The 21480-nt window shown below is 62.6% G+C and carries 16 protein-coding genes; 3 read left to right on the forward strand and 13 right to left on the reverse strand.

Annotated elements, in window-relative coordinates; genetic code table 11:
* Positions 1-110: 110 nt before the first annotated feature.
* Positions 111-380 (reverse strand): hypothetical protein, encoded by a 270-nt coding sequence (locus tag Q6D67_RS20240; RefSeq protein ID WP_304707505.1) that lies wholly within the window; start codon positions 378-380, stop codon positions 111-113.
* Positions 381-1003: 623 nt separating this feature from the next.
* On the opposite strand from Q6D67_RS20240, the gene Q6D67_RS20245 reads away from it, so the two are divergent.
* Both Q6D67_RS20245 and Q6D67_RS20250 read left to right on the forward strand, forming a co-directional pair.
* Entirely contained in the window at positions 1004-1681 is a 678-nt protein-coding gene (locus Q6D67_RS20245; protein ID WP_304707507.1) for a helix-turn-helix domain-containing protein, read from the forward strand.
* A gap of 8 nt (positions 1682-1689) precedes the next feature.
* Entirely contained in the window at positions 1690-2877 is a 1188-nt protein-coding gene (locus Q6D67_RS20250) for a diaminopropionate ammonia-lyase (RefSeq protein ID WP_304707509.1), read from the forward strand.
* A gap of 84 nt (positions 2878-2961) precedes the next feature.
* Here the strand turns inward: Q6D67_RS20250 and Q6D67_RS20255 are convergent, their stop codons facing one another.
* From Q6D67_RS20255 to Q6D67_RS20305, 11 genes are all read right to left on the reverse strand, one after another.
* Complete coding sequence (locus tag Q6D67_RS20255; protein ID WP_304707511.1) at positions 2962-4446, reverse strand: serine hydrolase; 1485 nt, start codon at positions 4444-4446, stop codon at positions 2962-2964.
* Between the two features lie 5 nt (positions 4447-4451).
* A complete protein-coding gene (gene dgcA / locus Q6D67_RS20260) occupies positions 4452-5438 on the reverse strand; it encodes an N-acetyl-D-Glu racemase DgcA (protein ID WP_304707513.1) in 987 nt (328 codons plus the stop codon).
* 17 nt (positions 5439-5455) lie between these two features.
* Positions 5456-6688: a DUF819 family protein gene (locus Q6D67_RS20265; protein WP_304707514.1), complete on the reverse strand. Its 1233-nt coding sequence runs from the start codon at positions 6686-6688 to the stop codon at positions 5456-5458.
* A 4-nt stretch (positions 6689-6692) separates the two neighbouring features.
* Positions 6693-8654, reverse strand: a complete 1962-nt coding sequence (locus Q6D67_RS20270) for a serine hydrolase (protein WP_304707516.1) — start codon at positions 8652-8654, stop codon at positions 6693-6695.
* 17 nt (positions 8655-8671) lie between these two features.
* Positions 8672-10084: an amidohydrolase family protein gene (locus tag Q6D67_RS20275; protein ID WP_304707518.1), complete on the reverse strand. Its 1413-nt coding sequence runs from the start codon at positions 10082-10084 to the stop codon at positions 8672-8674.
* On the reverse strand, positions 10081-12477 hold the full coding sequence (locus Q6D67_RS20280; RefSeq protein ID WP_304707520.1) for a DPP IV N-terminal domain-containing protein: 2397 nt from the start codon (positions 12475-12477) through the stop codon (positions 10081-10083). The genes Q6D67_RS20275 and Q6D67_RS20280 overlap by 4 nt, the downstream gene beginning before the upstream one ends.
* Positions 12478-12486: 9 nt before the next feature.
* On the reverse strand, positions 12487-14715 hold the full coding sequence (locus Q6D67_RS20285; protein ID WP_304707522.1) for a TonB-dependent receptor: 2229 nt from the start codon (positions 14713-14715) through the stop codon (positions 12487-12489).
* A gap of 78 nt (positions 14716-14793) precedes the next feature.
* Positions 14794-17187 (reverse strand): TonB-dependent receptor, encoded by a 2394-nt coding sequence (locus Q6D67_RS20290; RefSeq protein WP_304707524.1) that lies wholly within the window; start codon positions 17185-17187, stop codon positions 14794-14796.
* Between the two features lie 103 nt (positions 17188-17290).
* Positions 17291-18274, reverse strand: coding sequence for a FecR family protein (locus Q6D67_RS20295; protein WP_304707526.1), 984 nt, complete (start codon positions 18272-18274; stop codon positions 17291-17293).
* Positions 18271-18846 carry an RNA polymerase sigma factor gene (locus tag Q6D67_RS20300; protein ID WP_304707528.1) on the reverse strand — a complete coding sequence of 192 codons (576 nt, stop codon included), beginning with the start codon at positions 18844-18846 and terminating at the stop codon, positions 18271-18273. Before Q6D67_RS20300 ends, Q6D67_RS20295 begins: the two co-directional genes overlap by 4 nt.
* Before the next feature lie 157 nt (positions 18847-19003).
* Positions 19004-19471, reverse strand: coding sequence for an Lrp/AsnC family transcriptional regulator (locus Q6D67_RS20305; protein ID WP_304707530.1), 468 nt, complete (start codon positions 19469-19471; stop codon positions 19004-19006).
* Positions 19472-19614: 143 nt separating this feature from the next.
* On the opposite strand from Q6D67_RS20305, the gene Q6D67_RS20310 reads away from it, so the two are divergent.
* Positions 19615-20811, forward strand: a complete 1197-nt coding sequence (locus tag Q6D67_RS20310) for a monodechloroaminopyrrolnitrin synthase PrnB family protein (RefSeq protein ID WP_304707532.1) — start codon at positions 19615-19617, stop codon at positions 20809-20811.
* Between the two features lie 138 nt (positions 20812-20949).
* Here the strand turns inward: Q6D67_RS20310 and Q6D67_RS20315 are convergent, their stop codons facing one another.
* Entirely contained in the window at positions 20950-21480 is a 531-nt protein-coding gene (locus tag Q6D67_RS20315; protein ID WP_304707534.1) for a hypothetical protein, read from the reverse strand.

Genomic DNA, 21480 nt, shown 5'->3' on the forward strand with positions numbered 1-21480 from the left:
TGGCACAACCAGAGGCCGCCTGAGGGATGAATCTGGAGACCGGAATTACACCACTTGACGGGACACTACCAATTGATGGGGCCGATACCCATTGAGCCGGTAGGAAACTGTCAGAAATCCGGCATCAACCAGGGGTGCAAGTAACTCGAAAGCCCCCTGGAGCCGTTGCGGGCAGCGGTCACCTCCTGGCGATAATGCATCAGGTCATGCTCTTCGAGACGGCCCTCAAGAAACGCACGCGCATAGACCCCGGGAGCGGAATGCGGCTGAAAGAAAACAATATCGCCGTCAGACTGGTCACTTCGAGCATGGAAAAAGTGGTTAAATCCCACCTCGAACAGATCGGCTGCACTCGCATAGCTCGCAATATGCCCCCCCAAGTTCCCCAGAGGCCTGGTTAGCCCTGACGACCGTCACGAGTAAATTCCAACGCCTGATCGACACCAGTCGCTCTTCCAGGGTGAGGTCACCGGGAAATGCCGGCTGCCTGGATACCGGGATAGTGTTGACATAGGCCGTGCCATGCACCGGTTGCCAGCCAATCGCAGGATCACGCGCGATCACGGAAATCGCGTCGAGTATCTCCCGAGCCCGTTCAGCGCCCGCATGAGCAACCAGCGACTGCAGCGCATCACACCATTCCGCGCGCTCAAGGGCATCACTGTCGGCTTGCCGCGACATGGCGGTGCCCGCCAAAATTCTTTCATTATCAGCTCCTGAATGCTTGATGGTGCCACATCGATTTCGTCACGCGCCCGCCGATCAGGCCATATTCTGCTGTTAATCCTGCAATTCACGCCGCCAGAATGACGCCCGATCGCCCATTTGTATCATTTCTTATGCAGAAGGAGATTATGAAAACATAAACATAACGTGTCAATTATCTCTGTGATGCATCCGACACATAGAGTTTCGTATTGAATACATTGAACCGAATAATGTACACTCTGTGATTAATCAGACACATAAAGGCACGATGCATGAGAACCTCGGATAACAGTCTATGAATGATCAAGACAACACGACCGCTCCGATTCCCGAACTCGGCATTTGCCTGCGGCGAATACGACAGAAAAACAATCTCAAAATTGAGCAAGTTGCCAAACTGAGCGGACTCTCCAGATCGACATTGTCCAAAGTTGAAAACGGACACATGTCGCTCACGTACGAGAATATCGTCCGACTGGCGCGCGGGCTCGATGTCGATATCGCCGATTTCTTCCTGGCCAGTACGCCGGAGCGAGCAACGCCCGTTACCGCTCGCCGGGTTGTCGGTCGCGGCGATGACGTGTGCCCCATGAAAACGGCCCACGGCGATTACAGGTACCTTTGCGCTGACCTCTCCCAACGGCAACTTATTCCGATCAAGGCAACGCTCAGGTCGCGATCATTACAAGAATTCGGTGCACCGGTTTCCCATCCCGGTGAGGAATTTGCATATATTCTCAAAGGACGAGTTGAAGTCCATACCGAGCATTACCAGCCCACCATTCTTGAGGTCGGCGACTACATCTATCTCGACAGCGTGATGAAGCATGCCTTTCTCTCGGTCGGCGACGAAGACGCCGAACTTTTGTGGGTATGTTCATCTCCCCTGCTGATGGAGAACATCCACGAACTGTCAACCGGCCCGGATACAGCAACCACCCCTGCATCTGGCACCTGGTTGAGTACGGACTGAACGTCACTGTGTTTGAAAATGCCACCATAGACCTCGGCCACGGTGCCCGACTCGTGCGCAACGTGTCCGGACCGTGCCAGGAACCTGAGAGAATCATCGGAGCGGACCAGGGCGCCGACGCCAGAATGCAGATCCGCACCTGGCCCTCCTACGAACCTACGCAGCTGCGATCGTTGACGGATCTCGCAAACCAACTCGGCATCGCCCAATTGCTGGTCAAGGACGAGGGCAGCCGGATGGGGCTCGGCAGTTTCAAGAGCGTAGGCGGCGCCTATGCTGTAGTGGAACTTGTCCGGCGGTATCTGGAGGCACTCACGCAGCGGGTGGTGAATACCGCTGAAATCTTCTCAGGCGAATTCCGAAATCTACTCGCAGACAAGGTCATCGTCTCAGCAACAGCCGGAAATCATGGCAAGGCCGTCGCATTCGGTGCCCGAATGTGCGGGTGCCAATGCCGCATCTTCGTACATGGTGGCGTAACCGATGATCGGGTGCAGGCAATCGAAGCACTCGGGGCCGACGTTATCGTGGTCGAGGGTTCATACGACGATTCAGTGCGTGAGGCCGCAGAGCAAGCGCTGAGACATGATTGGTGGGTCGTCGCCGATACTGCTTACGACGGTTATACCAAAGTCCCAGTAGACATCATGAGAGGCTACACGCTGATCATGGATGAAGTTATCGAGCAGCTGAAAGGTGAGGCATTGCCGACCCATATACTGGTACAGACCGGTGTGGGAAGCCTTGCTGCAGCGCTATGTGCGTTTCTGCAGGCACGGCTCGGTGAAGACCGGCCGAGATTCATTGTGGTCGAATCCGTCAAGGCTGCATGCCTTCAGGAAAGTTTCCTTTGCGGGCACAGCACCATTGTGTCAGGACCGCATGCTACTTCAATGCTCGGGCTCGCCGCGGGAGAGGCATCTGCATTGGCTTGGCCGGCGTTGCGAACAGGCGCCACAGCGTTCGTTACAATCACCGACGGCGATAGCGCACAGGCGAGACATCTCCTCGCCATTGCCCACCCGCCAGTCAGCTCAGGACCCTCGGGGGCGGCCGGACTGGCAGGTCTTCTCAGAATTCTGTCGTCGGAAACGGCGAGTCAATCTCTCAACATCAATCAACACAGCCGGATACTAGTCATATCTACCGAAGAGGATGTCGAGGCGTTGGCACAGCCTTCCAAAACAGCAGGGTAACTCACCAACGCTAGCGCTTTCGCCACCTGAGAGGCTCCTGTGAGAGCAAGGGGGGTACTCCAGCTGCTGAAGTCAGAGGCCCCACTATTTTTCTCTCGCCGCGCGGACACCCGCAAGAACCAGACCCGTAATACCGCCAGATTCATCGGCTTCGAAGGTCAAGCCGATGTTTTCAAGAGAGAAGAAGTTCAGGGGATCCGCTGGCAGGAATTCCACCTCTTGGAGAAAATCAGGTACGGTCAGCAGCAGCCGGTCATCACTACGTCGCACCTGGACTGTCGACTCCACCGGCCAGCTGCTGCGGTAGTCGGCCACCAGCCTCTCCAGCTCGGCAGCATCCAGCGTCACCCTGGCGCGGGTCATCGGTTCAAAGCCCTGCCAGCCAAAGCAAGGCGCCACAGCCTGCATGATCTCGCCAATCAACAGGCGCCCACTGTCGCTATTGGTCATGATGGCGATGCCGTTGCCGTCCTCGATAGTGGCGTGCAACTGGGCGCGATAGCCGGCATTGGCACCGCCATGGCTGAAGTTGGTGACAGGGCCCTCTGGAGGCCCCAGGAAAAAGCCCAGCCCCAACCCCACCGGCTGGCGCGTCACAGCGGCCGCGGCCATGGCCGGCGACAGAATCCTGCCCTGGGTCCCGCGCAGGGCGTCCCGTATCTGCGTCGCGAACCGCAGCAGATCCGTGGGCGTGGTCCAGAGCCCGGCGGCGGCCATTTCCGGGTAGGTGTGTGGCCCACCGGTCACCGCCTCGCCATCAGCGCGGTAGGGCAGCGCGGCATCAGCGAGGCGAGGGGCGGACAGCGGCTGTTCAAAGCCGCTGTGGGACATGCCCGCGGGGGCCAGCACCCGGCGTCGCAACAGCGCGGCAAAAGGTTCACCGGTCACATCCTCCAACAACAGTTGGATAATAGTGGTACCGCCCCCGGAGTAGCGATAGCCCTGCCCCGGCCGCTGCGTAACTAAGACTGGTGCCGAATTGGCCGGCGCCGCACCTGCAAGGACCTGGAGTAGAGTCGGCACCGCTGTTCCGGCTGCATAACCCTGAAATCCCGGCACGGTGGTGCCAGCACTGTGGCTCGCCAGGCGACGCAGGGTGACTGGCGCCTGCTCCTGCCAGGCATGGGCTGGTACCTGCCATCGTTGCAGCATGGTGTTGACCGGGGCATCCAGATCCAGGTGCCGTGCCTCGACCTGCTGCAGCATGCCGACAACTGCCACCGCCTTCGAGATACTGCCGGCCTGGAACAGGGTCTCGGGGTTTACCGGCCAGCCCCGGGCAGGATCTCGCAAGCCTGCGGCAAGGGTCTGGACTATCTCTCCATTCTCAAGCAACGCAATCGACACCCCGGGCACCCGGTACTCCACCATGCGCTCGGCGAGAGTTGCGGTCGCCGTAGTCTCGTCGGCAATATGCACCCGGGTGGTGAGCTGGTTCAGCTGGGTGGCGAGGTCAATGCGGCTGGCGCCGTCTTCCCCCGCACGCACCGCAGCGGTGACCAAACCCGTGGCCAGCAGCAGTATCACCCGGCCACCCCGCCATCCATCCCGACGGGACCACGCAGCCACGGTCATCATCCCCACAGTGCCGGCACCGGCGGCAGGATGGTATCGCCGCAGTACTCCAGGCCCGGCACACAGTCCCGTGCAATCAGCAGGGGCGCGTCCAGATCGACGAAGCGCGCATGCTGGGCCACCAGCACTCCGGGAGCCATGGCCAGGGAAGTGCCAAGCATGCAACCGATCATGATCTCAAGTCCGTGAGTCCTTGCCCCCTGCACCAGACGCATGGCCTCGGTCAGACCGCCGGTCTTGTCCAGCTTGATATTGATCACTTCGTACAGGGTGGCAAGCCGTGCCAGATCGGCGCTGGTATGGCATGACTCGTCCGCGCCGATGGGCACCAAGTGCTCGACTTCGGCCAGCCCTTGGTCCTGGTCCGCGGGCAGCGGTTGCTCCAGCATTTCCACTCCGCATTCAGCCATCACTGGCAGGTTGCGGCGCAGATCATCCAGGGTCCAGCCCTCGTTGACGTCCACGATCAACCGCAACTCGGGCGCCGCCGCGCGCACTGCCCTGACCCGATCGACATCACCGGGGGCTCCCAGTTTCAGCTTCAGCATCCCCGTGGCCGACACTGCCCGCGCCCTCTCCGCCATCACAGCTGGCTCGTCGAGACTGAGAGTCAGTACCGATACTACCGGGCGCGGCGCCCGCATTCCCAGCAACTGCCAAACAGGACGACCGGTGGCCTTGGCACGCCAGTCCCAGACCGCGCAATCAATGGCATTGCGGGCGGCCCCGGCCGGCATCTCCTCGTGAATCGAGTCCCAGTCCTCGCCTGCTGAGAGGCGCGACGCCGCCTCACCGATCAGGCTGACCACACCGTTCAGTGTCTCGCCATAGTGCTCCGTGGGGCAGGCTTCGCCGCGACCTTGATTGCGTCCGTCAGCAATGCTGACTACGACCACATCTCCCTCGGCAACGGTGCCCCGGGCGATGCGAAAAGCCTGTTTCAGGGGCAGTGTTTCCTTGCGTACTTTGATTTCAAAATGGCTCATTACAACTCTCGCTCTGACTACTTGAGGAACGTATCCAGCAGACCTGCCTGGTACAGGCGGGCCAGCGTGACACCGATAAAATTGGCGATCACATAGCCGAAAACTCCGACCATCACCGCGGGTACAACCAGGTGGGTCCAGCCGCGGCTGGCCGCCATGGCAGCCGCGGTAGCGGGACCGGCGATACAGGCATTGGAGGCAATCAGGGTATCCGCCAGGCTGTAGCCGAGCAGCCGTGCCACAGGCAGCAACAACGCCAGGTGCACCACGATGGTGATCGCGGCAAAGCCCGCCAGTACCAGCGAGTGGTGCAGCAGGATGCCAATATCCGTCGAGATCCCGATGACCGCGAAAAACACGTACATAAACAGGGTGCCTAGCTCGAACTCGCCCCGCAGGGATCGGAGCTGGCGCGGCAGCAGGTTGGCCGCGGCCACCGCCAACAGGGTAATCAGCAATACTGCATAGCCCGGCACACCGAGGGCACCTGCCAGAGCCACCGCCAGCGCGCAGATCACTGCACTGGCTCCGAGTCCGATGGCGAGATGGGTGATCATGGTGGTGTCGGCGACATCCTCACCAGGCGCCAGCGGCGTCGGCGTCGGCGGCGTCGTCGGCGTCGGCGGTGTCGGCGGCGTCGGCGTGGTCGGCGGAGACTGGTCGACGCCCCCCGAACCACTCGCGGAAAATAGTTTCAACCCTGAGAGGACGGAAATGGACACCAGATAAGTGGTGCCGACAATATTGTCGGCAGCCAACGCACCGGACACCGTACCCAGATCGGCGAAGTCCAAAGCATTCGATACCGCCACCAGGTTCATGCTGCCGCCGATATAGGTCGCGGCGAACGTGCCCAACACCTTGCCTTCCTCCGGACCCGCATCAAGTAAAGCCGCGGCCAGCAAAGCCCCAAACACGGTAAACAGGGCTCCCAGAAGAAACAGCAGGGTCACCGGACCGGCCTCGGCCAGCACCCGTCGCAGGTCGGCCTTGAACAGCAACAGGGGAATGGCCAGCGGCACCAGGTAGTCCATGATGCCGTCCCAGAGCGGTGCCCGGAACGGCAGCAGGCCCAGATTGGACACCGCAACCCCCCCCAGCATCACCACCGACACTCCGGTGAGATATTGGCCGGCGCGGGTTTTGCCCACCAGCAGACCCAGGGCGATCAGGGTTCCGAGTACCGCAACCTGGGCAAAATACTGCTCCGGACCGATCAGGGCCGAGCCTGTTGGATTCAACGAGGACATGCGGCTATCCCAACCGGAAACCGAGCAGGTTCCAGTAGTTAAGCGACCACAAGCACAGCACCAGGGTCGCAGTCACCAGGGTGTGGTACAAGCGCGTGGATACCGGGCCCCAACCTTGACGCCAGGCCTGCAACAGCACCCACAGCACTACAAGTGCCAGTGGCAGGCACAACAGGGGCAGCCACAGGGCAACGCGGAACCATCCAGGTGGAGCGTCGATCATGGCGCTCTCACCGAGACCCACCAGTACCACCAGGGCGAGCAGAAACAGGGCACCCAGGCCGCAGGCGGCAATCAGAAGCCGGCGCCCCAGTTGATACCGCGCCGGCAGCTGGGTCAAGCTACGGCGACCACGCCAGCCACTGGCCAGCATGGACAGGAACAGTAGCAGGCTGAGACCGAGCAGGGCCATGTGGAGGCTGCCGGTCTCCCAGAACGCAATTCGCTCCGCGGGCATGGGGGCAAAGGGCCCCAGCAGTGCCGCGACCTGCCCCCGGGCGTCGCGTTGAAAGGCGATCATCTCGTCACCGTATCGCTCCCGGAACACACCGGGACTAACTTCCAGCCAGCGCTTGCTGTCACCCATCAGTCCCGTCACCAGCAGGCTGCGATCCTCCGGCATCACCCGGACCTTGATGTCGCCGAAAGCACTGTAGAGCTTCTCTGTCGTGGTGTAGGAACGCCGCAGGCCGCGGTAGCTGCCGGCGTAATCCCCGGCCCGTTCCTCGAAGCCCTCGATGCTGGTCACCTTGGGCAGGTCTGCGGGAAAATAGCGATCCATGAACGCGTGCTTCAGGGCAGCATGCGCACGGCCGCCGGGCGGCGAGTTGAACGTCACGAACAGACCCACACCAGCCTCCGGCACCAGCATCAGCTCGCTCTTGAAATCCAGCGTGGAGCCACCGTGGCCGATGGTGCGGCGGCCGTTGATCCAGGTTTCATAGAAGCCCAGGGCGATGCCGTTCAGATGGGGGTTCGGGCTCAGAGCACGACTGTGCATGAGTTCGACGGTTTCCGGCTGCAAGATCCGCTGACCGCGATAAGCCCCTTCCTGCAGGTGGGCGAGCATGAATTTCGCCATGTCGACGACGGTACTGGAGAGGGCACCGGCCGGGGCAACATTGCCCAGAAACTCCTCGGGTTGCACCTCCATGCCGATACCTCCGTCGCGGTGGCCCAGGGCCAGCTGCGCCCGCAGGGGTGCCGGCAGCGGTTCCCGAAAAGTGCTGTGGTCCATGCCCAGGGGCGCGAAAATATGTTGCTCCACATAGTCATCGAAAGACTGGCCACTGACCTCGGCCACGATCAGACCGGCGAGGGCCGTGCCCCAGTTGGAATAGGCGACATTACTGCCGTCGGCGAAGTTCCGGGTCGGCGGCCGCACCCGCTCCGGGTGGTGCGTCACCAGCGCCGGTGCCAGCGGCTGCAGTTCGGTCTCGTCGCGGCGAATCAGGAACCCGGCCCAGTTATCCTCGAAACCGGCGGAATGGGTCATCAGGTTGCGCAGGGTGACGGGGTCGGCAAAAGTTGCCGGCAGCTGCAGCGCCGTGAGGTAGCGATTGACATCAGCATCCAGGTCCAGGTGGCCCTGCTCTACCAGCTGCATTACCGCAGTCCAGGTGATCAGCTTGGACACCGAGCCCGGCTTGAACAGTGTCCTGGCGGGATCGACGGCAACGTCCTCCTCCAGATTCGCGTGGCCATAGCCGCGGGCCAGCAGGATCTCGCCGTCCTGCACCACCACCACCGCGCCACCGGCAATGTCCAGGGAGCGGAGCTGAGCGCCCATGGCGCCATCCATGAATGCCGCCAGCGCCTCGCGATCCTCCAGCGGCACCGGGTCGAGTGGTTGCGGTGCTGCGGGCGGGCTCTGGTAGGCGAGCGCATTGTCCGCACTGCCCGTTATCGGCTGCAACAACAAAAGCAGGCAAAGAACGCCTGCCAGACGCAAGTCAGGTAGTTTCACAAATGCTTTCCTCGTTGTCAGGGGGACAGTTGGGGCGGCTGCGCTGGCCGCAGGGGCTCACTGTGCAGGCGCCCGTCGGCCACCAGCAGGCGGCCGTTGACAATCACCGTGTGCACGCGAGCCAGGTCCCGCAATTTCCGGTCGGGCTCACCCGCCACCAGCAGGATGTCCGCCAGCTTGCCCACCTCGAGCGTGCCCAGCCGATCGCCCATACCCAGAATATCGGCACTGACCCGGGTCGCGGCCTGCAGCGCGCCAGCCTCGGTGAAGCCGGCGCGCACCAGGTTTTCCAGTTCGTCGATATAGGCCGTGGGCAGGTAGTCGGACCAGTCGACAATCAGGTCGGTGCCCACCCCGATGCGGATGCCGGCGCGTTTCATGGCGCGCGTCATCTCCAGGATACTGTCCTCGGTCAGGGTGAAACGGCGGGATGTAGAGCCGTAATAGCCGCCACTGTGGCGAATGATGTACTGATAGGGGACCAGCGTGGGCACCGCCGCGATATCCTCTCGCGCCATCGCGCGCAGAGCCGCGTCGCTGCGGGGCAACGGGTGTTCGATGACATCGACCCCGGCGGCAATCGCCATGTCGATGTACTGGGTCTCCGCATCCACAGTCACTGGCAAACCAAGTGCGTGCGCTTCGTCCACTGCGGCGGTGATTTCCGCCTGCGAATAATGGCTGCCGAGCTTGATGACGTCGGCGCCGCGCTTGAACTGGGCGCGCACCGCATCGCGCCATTCATCGGGCCCGCTGGCTTCCCATACGGGAGCCTGCGCGTGCCCGGGATAGGTGCGCAGGGCGAATCCCTCGGTGCCGTGCCCTCCCCGGCCAGTAATCAGCTGGCCTGCGGGAAAGACTCGCGGCCCGGCGATCCGCCCGCTGGCCTGCCAGCGCTTGAGGACAAAGGGTACCTCGCCGTGGGAAGCCAGGTCCCGCACGCTGGTGATTCCCGACAGCAGGTACTGGTGCATCCGCTCCAGTCCGCGCAGGGTTCCGTCGGCCACACTCTCCGCCGACAGGGGGGCAGGCAGGCCAAACTGCCGCACATAGCTAAGGTGTGTATGGAGGTCGATCAACCCGGGCAGCACAGTCAGCCCGCTGGCATCGATACGCTGTGCCGAAGCCGGCCAGTCCGACTCACCCGGCGCCAGGATCGCGGTGATGGTCTTGCCCTCCACCACCACGGTTGCCGGCCGCGCGGGCGCGCCGGTGCCATCAAACACACGCCCTCCTTCCAGCACCAGAACGCTATCCGGGGCACCGTGCCCGGGTGGGACCGGCACCCGCTGGACATCGTCACTGGTGGCACTGCCTTCCCCATACCAGCCCTGCCGGTCATAGGGCTCCGTGCCGGCACCAACAGCTGCGGTACACAGCAACAGCGCTGAAAGCAGCAGATTACGGGTCGGCCATCGCAACACACTCATGCTCCTTCTCCCTCGTTCGCTGCGCCCACCCGGTACCCCGGGGGCGGTGTCGCTCCCAGCAGATGGGTGAAAAAGTAGTCCCACAGGCGCCTGGTGAAATAGGGATTGCCCATGATGCCGTGGTTGACATTGGGCATCAGCAACAGGTCGAAGTCCTTGTTGTGGCGGATCAACGCGTCCACCACCCGCAAGGTGTTGGCCGGGTGCACGTTGTCATCCATGTCGCCGTGGGCCAGCAGCAGCTTGCCGCGGAAGTCGGCGACATTGTGATAGGAAATGGCTTCGGCATAGGTCTCCGCATCGAATGGCCCCTGGTAGGTCTCCCCCCACAGTGACAGGTAGATCCTGTGGTCGTGATTGCCCGCCGAAGCCACTCCCACCCGGTAGAAATCGGGGTAGTCGAACAGGGCCCGCACGGTGGCAAAGCCGCCGCCGGAAGTACCATAGATACCGACTCGCTCCAGATCCATGTAGGGCCGGCTGGCAGCGAGACCGCGGATCACGGCCACATGGTCCTCCAGCGAACCGGCACTGCCGAGATTGCCGTAGGAGACGTCGCGGAACGCGCGTCCCCGCAGGGGCGTACCGCGGCCATCGACAGTGACCACAATGAACCCTAGCTCGGCGAGCGCCTGGGCCTGCATGGGATCATCGAAAAAGCGCTTGCTGACCCGATTGATCTGGGGGCCGGGGTAAATGGAGTCAATAATCGGATAGGACTGCAGCGGATCGAAATCCGCCGGCTTGAACAGGGTGCCGTAGAGCGGGGTCTCGCCATCGGCGGCCAGCGCCGAGAACCGTTCAGGCAGCTCCGGTGCGGGGCCGTCGAAGGCCGCGAGCTGCGCGGTTTCCAGCTCCAGCACCACCTCGCCGGCCCGGTCCCGCACCACGGTGACCGTCGCCAGGTCGGGCCGTGCATAGCTGTCGACAAAGTAGTTGCCGCTGGGCGCGAAGCCGGCACCCTCCGGCCCCGGTGCCGTTGGCATCAGCAGGCGCGTTGCGGGAGCAGCGGCAATCCGGATCTGATGATCCGCGTCCTCCGGCGTCAGCAACTCCAGGCCGCTGCCATCCAGCCGCACCCGGTACAGGGCACGATAGTAGGGATCACTGAAACCCTCCTGGCCACTGGCGGTGAAATACACCAGGCCGGCGTCCTCGTCCACATGCAGCACATCGCGGACCATCCAGTTCCCGGAAGTAATTGCATTGCGCAGCTTGCCCTCGCGATCGTGACGGTACAGGTGGCGCCAGCCGCTGCGTTCCGAACTCCAGATCACCTCGCCACTGGCCAGCACCCGCATCTGCGGCGCCTGGCCGACAATGGCGTAGGGCAGGTTGTAGACTTCGCTGTCTTCGGAGATCAGCAGGCGGCTGGCGCCACTCTGTGCATCAACCAGCGACAGGGTGAGAGTGCGCTTGTAATCGCGATTGTCCAGTACATACAGGGCATCGCCCTCTGGCGCCCAGAATACCGACTGGGTACTGATCGGGTCGGCATAGACAGCCTCGATCGGTGGGTGTGCCACCTCGACGTCCTCGTCGCCCTCCAGATCCAGGATCACCAGCTCGGCCATGGGCTTGGGCTCCCCCGGAAAGGGATAGCGATAGCTGTACACCCGGGGCCGCAGGCTGTCGTCCTCGGGCACACTCTGCAGCAGATACAGAGGTGCTACCGGCGCGCGGTTCAGGCGATAAGTCAGGAAGCGGCTGCCATCCGGTGAGAACAGTCCCAGCGGCGGCAGGCTGATCCCCATGCGTCGCAGCGTCACTTCGAAGGTGCTTGATTCCGGATAGTGGCTGTAGGGGTGGTCGGCATTGCCATCCGTGGTCAGCGCCCGCTCCTCTCCCGTCACCTGGTCACGCAGCCAGAGGTTGAAGTCCCGCAGGAACAGCAGCGAGCGGCCATCCGGCGTCGGCAGCCCAGTCTGCTGGCCCGGGGGCGGCGGCGCCGGACCCGCAGTCTCGCAGACCGGCCGCGCCGGGTCGCAGTCCAGCAGGGACTCCCCCGCCAGTACCAGAGGGATGGCCTCACCGGGCCGGAACACCAAAGTTTGCAGCGGCAGAGCGTCAGCGGATATCGACTTCTCCAAAGTTGCGGCCAACACCCGCGCCATCCACTCATGGTCGAAAGCGGGTTCGATGCTGCCCGTCTCCGGGTCCGCGATCACAAAGCTCGACCCGTTGTCATCAGTGCGCCGGTACCACAGGCGATCACTGTTCGGCAGCCATTCGTGCTGCAGGTCATTGTTGTGAACCGTGGCCGCCATGTTGGCGGGCAGGTAGCGCTCGGCCCGGGCATAGGCGGCAGCCGCGTCGGTCGCCGCAGCCTTGGCCGGAGGCACCGTCAGGGCCACCGCCAGGGCTGCGACGCGTACTACAGGACATCCCAACATATCGGCCCCTCAGAAACTGAAGCCGAGACGGAAACCCACCGTCAGCGGCCGCAGGCTGTTGACGTAGTTGGGGGTACCCCCGCCATTGGTGAGAATGTAGCTGTCATTGTTGCTGAGGTTCTCGCCGTAAAGCGCCAGGTTCCACTTGTCGGCCACCAGTCCCACCGCGGCACCCACGTTTTCGTAGGACTCGTTCATGGCGAAGAAGGGATTGCCACCGTGCATGCCGAAGTCATTGGGCGAGGAACCGACATACTGTACATCGGCCCGGGCGTACATCTGCTTGTCACCAAAGGCTGCCCAGCTGTACTGGATGCCACCGGACATCTTGAAGTCCACGGAGCCCGGCAGATCCTCGCCCTTGGTGGCGGCGACAATGATATTGTCGGCCACGTCGGTCATCTCCGCCTCCTGGAAGGTCAACGCCAGGTTCAGGTCCAGCCCTTCCAGCGGCGCGGCATGCAGCTCGATTTCGATCCCCTGGGAGCGCGCATCACCGGCGTTGGCGATAAACGTCCGCATGTCGGAAATGCGGGCACCGTTGACCTGGATGTCGGTCCAGTCGATGTAATAGACCGCCAGGTTGGCGATCAACCGGTTCTGCAGCCAACTGGTCTTGGCACCGATCTCGTAGTTGATGCTGGAATCCGGGTCGTAGGCTTCCGGAATCACCACATCGTTGGGATCGGTCAGGCTCGGCCCCTTGTTCGGATTGACCTGGCCGATACGGTAGCCGCGGCTGACATTGGCATACAGCATTATCTCGTCGCGGGGTTCATAGGAGATGCCCGCGCGCCAGGTGTAGTCACTGTCGGTACCGGTGTTGCGGAAGGAGAGATTGTCGATGGTAAAGTCGGCGAAGTTGATCGTGTTGCGGTCTGGCTCCGAGTAGCTGACCTCGGTGTCAAAGACACGAATACCGGCCTCCACCTTCCAGCGCGGCGAGAATCGGTAGCCGACATCGGCAAAGGCTGCCAATTCCCGGGAGCTGGTTTCAATGTCCGACTGGAACAGGTCATCGGTGGGGATGAGACCACCAAAGGCGGCCGACAGTCCCGGCGCCTGTATCAGGAAGGCGGCATCGGTGGTGCGGTCGATGAAAAACCCGCCTATCAGCCAATTCACGGCGGAGTCGGTATTGGAGACCAGGCGCAACTCCTGGGTGATGAATTCCGAATCCCAGGGGTCACTGACGTTGAAACCGCTGACCCCGAGACCCAGGAAGTCGCCGAGATCGGCGTAGCTGGCGGTCTCTGACTTCTGGAGGCTGGTCGCGGAGAGCAGTGTCGCGAAGTCGGGAAACTCATATTCCATGGTCAGGCTGTAATTGGTGAGGGTCGAAGGTCGCGCCTCGGAAATCGCCGAGGACTTGCGGAACTCGCCCAGATCGGGATTGTAGGCATCGCCGTCGTCGGGATCACTGTCCTGGTAGATTACCTCGAGTTTGGCGTAGAACGCATCGCCCGGGCTCCACAGGAGGGCCGCGCGGCCACCGCGGTCATCCGAACTGTTGCGGCTGCCACGGGTAATGTTCTTGACCCAGCCCTCTTCGTCGCGCTGGTAGCCCACCAGGCGCAAAGCCAGGGTGTCCTCCATGAGGGGAATATTGACCATGCCGTCGTAGCGCTGGCGCTGGTGCCCGCCGTCGGTGACGCCGATATCAATGCGCCCGTCCGCCGCAAATGCCGACGGGTCCGGCTGCCGGGTCAGGATGCGTACGGTACCGCCCAGGGAACCGGAACCAAACAGCGTGCCCTGGGGGCCGCGCAGGACTTCAATCCGCTCTACATCGAACAGGCGCAGGTCGGGCTGGACAATGGCGCCAAAGGTATCGGTCACCGGCGTCTCGTTGATGTAGACCGACACCGGATCCTGGGTATTACCGCCAAACAACGAGGTGGTGACGCCGCGGATGTTGAACACCGAGCGGTTCTTCACCGCCTGGTTCAGGGTGACGCCGGGTACCCGGCGGGCGAAGTCCTCGAAGCTGTCCAGCCCCAGCCGCTCAATGTCCGCCTGGGTAAAAGCCGACACACTGGCGCTGACATCCTGTAGCGACTCCTCGCGCTTGCTGGCAGTGACGATAACCTCTTCCAGGCGCGGTGCCTGCGCCACCGCGGCACTGTCCTGGGCTGCCGCCAGAGTGCTGCCGACCAATACCGAGGCGGCGGCCACGCCAATCACACCGGCCCGTTGACGGGCGCGCCTGGTTCCTGTTGCTGATGCTTTTCTGTCCACGGAATTCCCCTCTGTTGAGCAGTTTTATGTGTGCTTGCCAGAGGTAGAGACGCGGCGCGCCGAAAATGTGGCCAGAATTCAGTAAAAAAACTTTAGACGGGTACCAACAGTGCGGGGACGCAGGGTATTGACCCGGCTGCCGCCGGCATAGCTGTTGCGCAGGATCTGGTCATCGTTGTCGGTTAGATTCTCGATATAGAAAGCCAGTTGCCAGCGGCGCGCCACCACGCCCAGCCGGAGATTGACATTGCTGTATGCCGCATTGCGCGGCGTGCCGGCGAAACCGGAGAACCAGGCCGGGGACGCGCCCACATACTGGGCGTCGAGACGGGCGTACAGCTGGCTGCCACGCCCGGTCGGCCACTCATACTGCAGCGAGCCGGCAATCTTGAAATCGGCGGAACCGGGCAGGGTATCCCCCTCGCGGGCACCGGAGCGCAATCCGTCTCCAAGGTCCATGGAGCGGATGCTGGCGTCCTGGAGGGTCACTGCCAAATCGGCACTGAGGCCGGGTACCGGCTCCGTTGCCAGTTCCAACTCCAGCCCCCGCGAAACCGCACGCCCGGCGTTGGTGATGAAACTGAGCCCATCCGAGGGCCGGCTGGCATCGATCTGGATGTTTTCCCAGTCGATATGGTAGAGCGCCAGGTTCAGCAGCAAGCGCTGGTCGAACCAGCCGCTCTTGAGGCCGACTTCGTAGTTGAGGGTGGTATCCGGTTCGTAGCCCTCGGGGATTTCCTGCCCCGGCGGCGAGTTGCCCTCGGCGGCCTGGTTGGGATTGACCTGACCGATGCGGTAGCCCTTGCTGACACTGGCGTAAAGCATGATGTCGGCATCGGGCTCGAAGGACAAACCGGCGCGCCAGGTCAGACCGTGATCGGTGTTGTCATTGGCCAGTGCAAACTCCTGAAGCGTCAGCGTCTCGAGGTCCAGCAACTGGCGCCGGGGTTCCCGGTAGTGAACCCGGGTATCGAACAGGCGGGCGCCCCCGAAAAGGCGCCAGCGCTCACTGGCCTGAAAACCCAAGTCCCCGAAGACAGCAAGCTCCTGAGATTGCAGCCGGATAACCGAGCTGATCAGGTTTTCGGTGGGGAGCGCCTGCCCCAGCTCGCTTGCCAGGTCCGGGAGGCGAATATTGAACCGGACCATGCTATTGCGATCGACAAAGGCCGCCCCCGCCACCCAGTCAAGCCGCTCCTGGCGGGCGCCCAGCAGACGGAATTCCTGGGTGAAGAAACGGGTTCGCCAGGGATCGTGTTCGGCGAGCAATGGCACACCCAGGCTGGGGAGTCCCGAGCCCTGGGTAAATACCGCGGTAGCGGATTCCTGATAACTGGTGGCTGACAACAGGCTGGCGACACCAGGGACCTCGTAGTCAATGGCGAGGTGGTAGTTGCTCAGAGTCGATGGCCGCCCCTCGGGAATCAGTGAGGACTTGCGGAATCGGCCCAGGGACGGGTCCCAGCTATCGCCATCCTCCGGCTGACTGTCCTGGTGGATCAACTCCAGGTTCGCCGCCAAGCGCTCCCCGGGCTGCCAGCGCAGGGCGGCACGACCACCCCAGTCCTCAGTGCTGTTGTTGGTGTCGAGGGTGATGTTTCGCACCCAGCCCGCTTCGTCCCGGTAGTAGCCTACCAGGCGCAGGGCAAGTTCATCCGCCACCAACGGCAGGTTCAACATGGCATCGTAGCGCTGGCGCCAACCGCCACCGCCTGTGCGCCCCAAATCGACCCGGCCCAGCGCCTCGCGCGCGCCGGCATCCGGCTTGTTGGTGATAATCCGCACCGTCCCGCCCAGGGCGCCGGAGCCAAACAGCGTACCCTGGGGACCCCGCAGAACTTCCACCCGATCGATATCGAAGAGCCGCAGATCGGGTTGTACTACCGCGCCAAAACTATCGACCAGCGGGGTCTCATTGAGATAGACCGACACCGGGTCCTGGGAATTGCTGCCGAATACATTGGTGGCGATACCGCGAATGGTGAACACACCGCGGTTGCGGTTTGCCTGGAACAGCATGACCCCGGGCAACAGCCGGCCAAAGTCCTCGATGGCATCGGCGCCGCGACGCTCCAGGCCGGCGTTGGTCAGCACCGAAAGTCCGATAGGGGTGACCTGCATGCGTTCCGGGCGCCGGGATGCGGTTACGATGACCTCCTCGCGCATGACGCTGGCCACCTCTGTCTCCACCGGGCCCGGCTCGTTGACAATAGCGGGGACTGTGTCGGCGTGGGGCTCGATCACCACCACCTGGGGGGACACGCGCCGAGCGTCCAGTCCAGATCCAGCAAGCGCAGCCTGCAGCGCTGAATCCAACGTGTACCGCCCCTGCAGGCCGGGGCTGACAATGCCGTGCACCAGTTCGGAGGAAAAGATGATCTGCACACCAGTCTGGCGAGCAATAGCCAACAGCGCCTGCTCCAGGCTACCTGCGGCAATCGCAACGGCTTGCAGTGGTCCGCTCGCAGCCATACAACGCACGGCAGGCATTCCAGTGAACAGCAGCGTCAGGAGCATCAATCGCGCCCAGACCGGCACCCTACAGGCCACTCTCAGCACCGCAACCTGCCGAGGATCAGGTTGCGGTGATCACGATCCCGCCGTCGGCCGCGTGGACCACGGCGACGGGGAAGGCGGCCGCAAGCCCCTCCAGAAAAGCGTCTACTTCACCCACCCGAAAAATGCCACTCACCCTGAGTCCAGACAGGTCCTTCCCGCGGAATTCGATGCTCGTGCTGGTATAGCGGCTGACCTCGCGAATCACCGCCGGCAATGCTTCACCACTGAAGCTGATCACGCCGGAGCGCCACTGCAATAGTGTTTCCACGTCGACATCACTGTCTCGAGAGGACACCCCGCGACTGTTGAAATCCAGAATTTCTCCTGCAGTGAGCACCGGAGACGGCTCAGCCCTGGTCGAGTCCCGCGGCGACACCGTCACCCGGCCTTCGCTGACGGCCAGCCTTACCCTTTCGTTTTCCATACTGCGCAGCGCGAAGCGCGTGCCCACCACGCGCACAGTGCCGGCCCCCGTCTGCACCTCAAAAGGTCGCTCGGCGTCAGGGCGCACATCAAAGATGGCTTCACCCCGGTCGAGTCGGACTCGTCGGCTCTTCCCGGTGTAGCTGACCTCCAGCACGGTATTGGTGTTGAGAAACACGCTGGACTCGTCCGCGAGCACCACCAGCCGCTGTTCGCCGACCACTGTCTGGTAGCGGTCCCCCGCGCTCATGATCGGCCAGAGCAAGGCGCCGCTCACCAGCAGCACTAGCGAGGCGGCCAGCGCCACCCAGCGCCCGTACCCGCGGGAGAGCGCGCCGCGACGCACGGCGGGAGCCACTTCCGCAGGACCGCCAGTCCAGAACTCGGGCACCTCAGCGGCGTTCCAGAGCAGAGCGCAGTTCGCGTAGTCGGCCTCATTCCCGGGCTCCAGCAGCCACTGCTCAAAACGCGCCATGTCGGTATCGGAGAGGTCGCCAGCGCTGACTTTCTCATACCAGTACGCGGCCTCCGAAACCGGCCTGATGGCACTGTCTCCCCGATCCGAGGCGGCCGTCATGAGGAACTGCCCAGCGCATCCTGCAAGCGTGACAACGCCTGCACCACCCAACGCCGGACAGTACGCTCCGACACCCGCAACTCCGAGGACACCTCGCGGTAAGTCATGCGATTGACCCGATGCATGAAGAAGGCCTGGCGTTCACCGTCGCTGAGCGCGTCACAGGTACTTTGCACCAGACGCAATTGCTGGCGCAGGGACTCGGCCTCCTCGGGAGATGGCCCACTCGCCTCCAGGGTCTCATGATCCAGCGACACGTGCAGGTCCAGGCTGCGAACGTACTTCTTGCGCAGGCCGTCATTGACCAGGTTGGTAGCCACCGTGAACAGGTAGGCCTTCTGGTTCTGACAGCGGCTCTCCAGATCCGGTTGCCGTGCAAGGCGGAGGTACAGCTCCTGCATCGCATCCGCTACATCTTCCGGCTCGCGCAACACCCGCCGGAAAAAACCGAGCATGGATTCGCGGTGCTGCATGTAGATGCGAAACGCAAAGCCCTTCTCGCCTTCCCGAGCGGCGGGAGGATTCCCCACCGGAGCGTAATCTACTGTCTTATTGTCGCTACCTGGATTCACCCGATATTCCCGCCTGGCATGTCCCAATGCTTGACAATATACACTCATTGAATGAACAGGTCATTGGTGAGGACGAAGCTGACGTAGTTCACAACAGCTAGCGGCTTGGTCCCACTCATGCGCAACCCGACTGCAGACAGCGTCAACCAGGCCCTGCTCAGCGGGCTCTATCCGGCAGCGACACTAGACTCCGGGACAGCACCTGCTTGAGCACAATGCGGCTATCGATATTCGCCACCTGGGGAATACTCGCGAGGCTCTCCTTGACGAAGCGCTCGTAGTGTTCCAAATCCTGTACCGTCACCCGGAGCAGGTAGTCATGGCCGCCGGTCAGAACCGAGCACTCGGTCACCTCGGGCAGTTCCCGCACGGCGGCCTCGAACCGGTTGGCGTTGTCCAGGCTGTTGCGTTCCAGCTGCACGAAGATCAGCGCGGAAATTCCCAGCCCGAGGGCAGCGTGATCCAGCCGCACGGTATAGCCCTGGATGATGCCGCTGTCTTCCAGGCGCCGAAGTCGGCGCAGGCAGGGGGTGGGAGTGAGATGAACCCGTTCAGCCAGTTCAGCATTGCTGATACGGGCGTTCTCCGCAAGGGCCTGCAGGATGGCCCGATCCGTTCTATCCATTGCCGTTGACATAAATACCTGCCAAATACGATTTCAGGGCTACATTATGCCAATAAGATCCGTATTGGCACTTGTTTTTGGCAGATTTCTTCCTTTCATCACTGATATTCTATTTTTTGGTTCTCTGCAGGATTCCCCCGGCCATGCGCACACCTCTTACACAAGCCTTTGACGACTGGATACGCAACGATTTTCGGGCCATGAATACGGAGCTGGAAACGCTCTACTTCGCCCAGGAGCAGCGGGAAAACGTCACCGGTATTGGCGACGGTATCAAGCAGCAACTGGTCGCCGAGGGGCGCGACTTCATTGTCGAGCTGCTGCGGGAGGGCAACACGGACGAAGGCTTTGACCAGGGCTTCGACCTGCTGGGCGATGTAGGCTTCTATATGGCAGCCTGCCGGCGCCACGGCATCACCGACCCGGCCCGGGAGCAGCGCTCGCCATTGAAGGAAGCGTCCGCCTTGGCCATGCAGCTGGGCGCATCCCTGGGGACGATACCCCGCTTCGCCTCCAGCCACCTCGAGACCCATAACCGCGCCGTCAACGGCATCTACAAGTCCTTCACCAGCCTCGCGGACGAGCGCCTGTTCCTGGACTACAACACTCGCGGCGTGCTGGCCTATATCCGGGCTGCGGAGGCGCTGCTGCACATCCTGCCACTGGGGGTATCGCACCCGGTTACCCTGGACCTGTTGCGGGCCGCCCGCACCGCACTGGCGGATGTGGCACGTTCCAACGAAGAGCTGTTCCACGCTCTGGATATCGATCGCTTTTTCTACTGTATCCGCCCCTACTACAAACCGCACCGCGTTGGCCTGCGCGAATACCGGGGCGCCAATGCGGGAGACTTTGCCGGTATCAACGTGATAGACCTGCTGCTCGGCCTGTGCCGCGCCGACGACCCCTATTACTCGCAGTTGCTGGTGGACAAGTTCCTGTTCATGCGCCCCGAGGACCAACTGGTCCTGCGCGACTGCATGCGCCGGAGCAGCCTGCTTGACAGCTTTCTGGAAGATATGGCGGCGCACGCCGGCGAGCCCTGGTTCCAGCAAAACGCCAGCGCCTTTCTCGACGTCTGTGCGCAGCACGGAGAGGTCGCCGTGCAGCACCACGAGCAACTGGTGGAGAAGTTCATTGCCCGGCCCGCGGAGCGCGCCGGCCTGCAGGATCAGGCCGATCTCAGCGCCAGCGGGCCGCCGCTGCCGGTACTGCTGAAGGGCCTGCGGACACTGTGTGACCTGAGAGCCGCCGCCGAGCGGGACGATATCCCGAGCCGCCACGCCGATCTGCAGCAACTGCGCGGCGCCCTGGGGCAGTCCCCGGCGGCAACACCTTGAACCACACCCCGGAGATCCCGATGGACCAGGACTACAACGCGTCTATGCGCTGATTGAAAGATTGCCATGCTGGTGTTCTCTTCTGGCGAGAATCCCGCCACTGCGGGCTGCCTCCCGTGGGGATTTCAGCGACAACAATCAACTCGGTCGCAGCCGCTCCCGCAGCGATTGCAGAGTCACCTCACGCTGTGCCAGTTGCAGCCCGCAGAGATAGCCCCCGTAGGCCAGCGCCAACCACAGCGCTGGTGAGGCGCCGAATACCTGGCCTGGCCACCAGGTCACCCACGCCAGCGCACTTGCCAGGTTAAGAACCTGGTTCACCGCCAGACTGATGAAGAAAGCAGGAATACCATCAGCGAACAGGGCAGCGAACCCGGGGAAATTCAGGATGAATCCAGTGACTTCAGTTACCTCGATACAGGCAAAAGTCCAGAACGCAGCCAGACCGTAGAACCCGCCGCCGAATTTCATCCAGCGATTGTGCAGAAAGTCACCCCGGTTTGTCTTCGACTCGGACCGGATCCGCTTGAGAGAGGCCTTGAAGCTTTTCTTGTCCAGACCGCGTTCCAGCTGGCCCCGGGCGTAGAGCCGCCCGAACAGCAGCCACGCCAGCAGGGCCAGAGGCACGGCCAGGGTGAGCGTAATCACAAGTATGGTCAACCAGGCCAC

Source organism: Haliea sp. E1-2-M8 (assembly GCF_030649675.1).
Classification (GTDB): Bacteria; Pseudomonadota; Gammaproteobacteria; order Pseudomonadales; family Halieaceae; genus Haliea.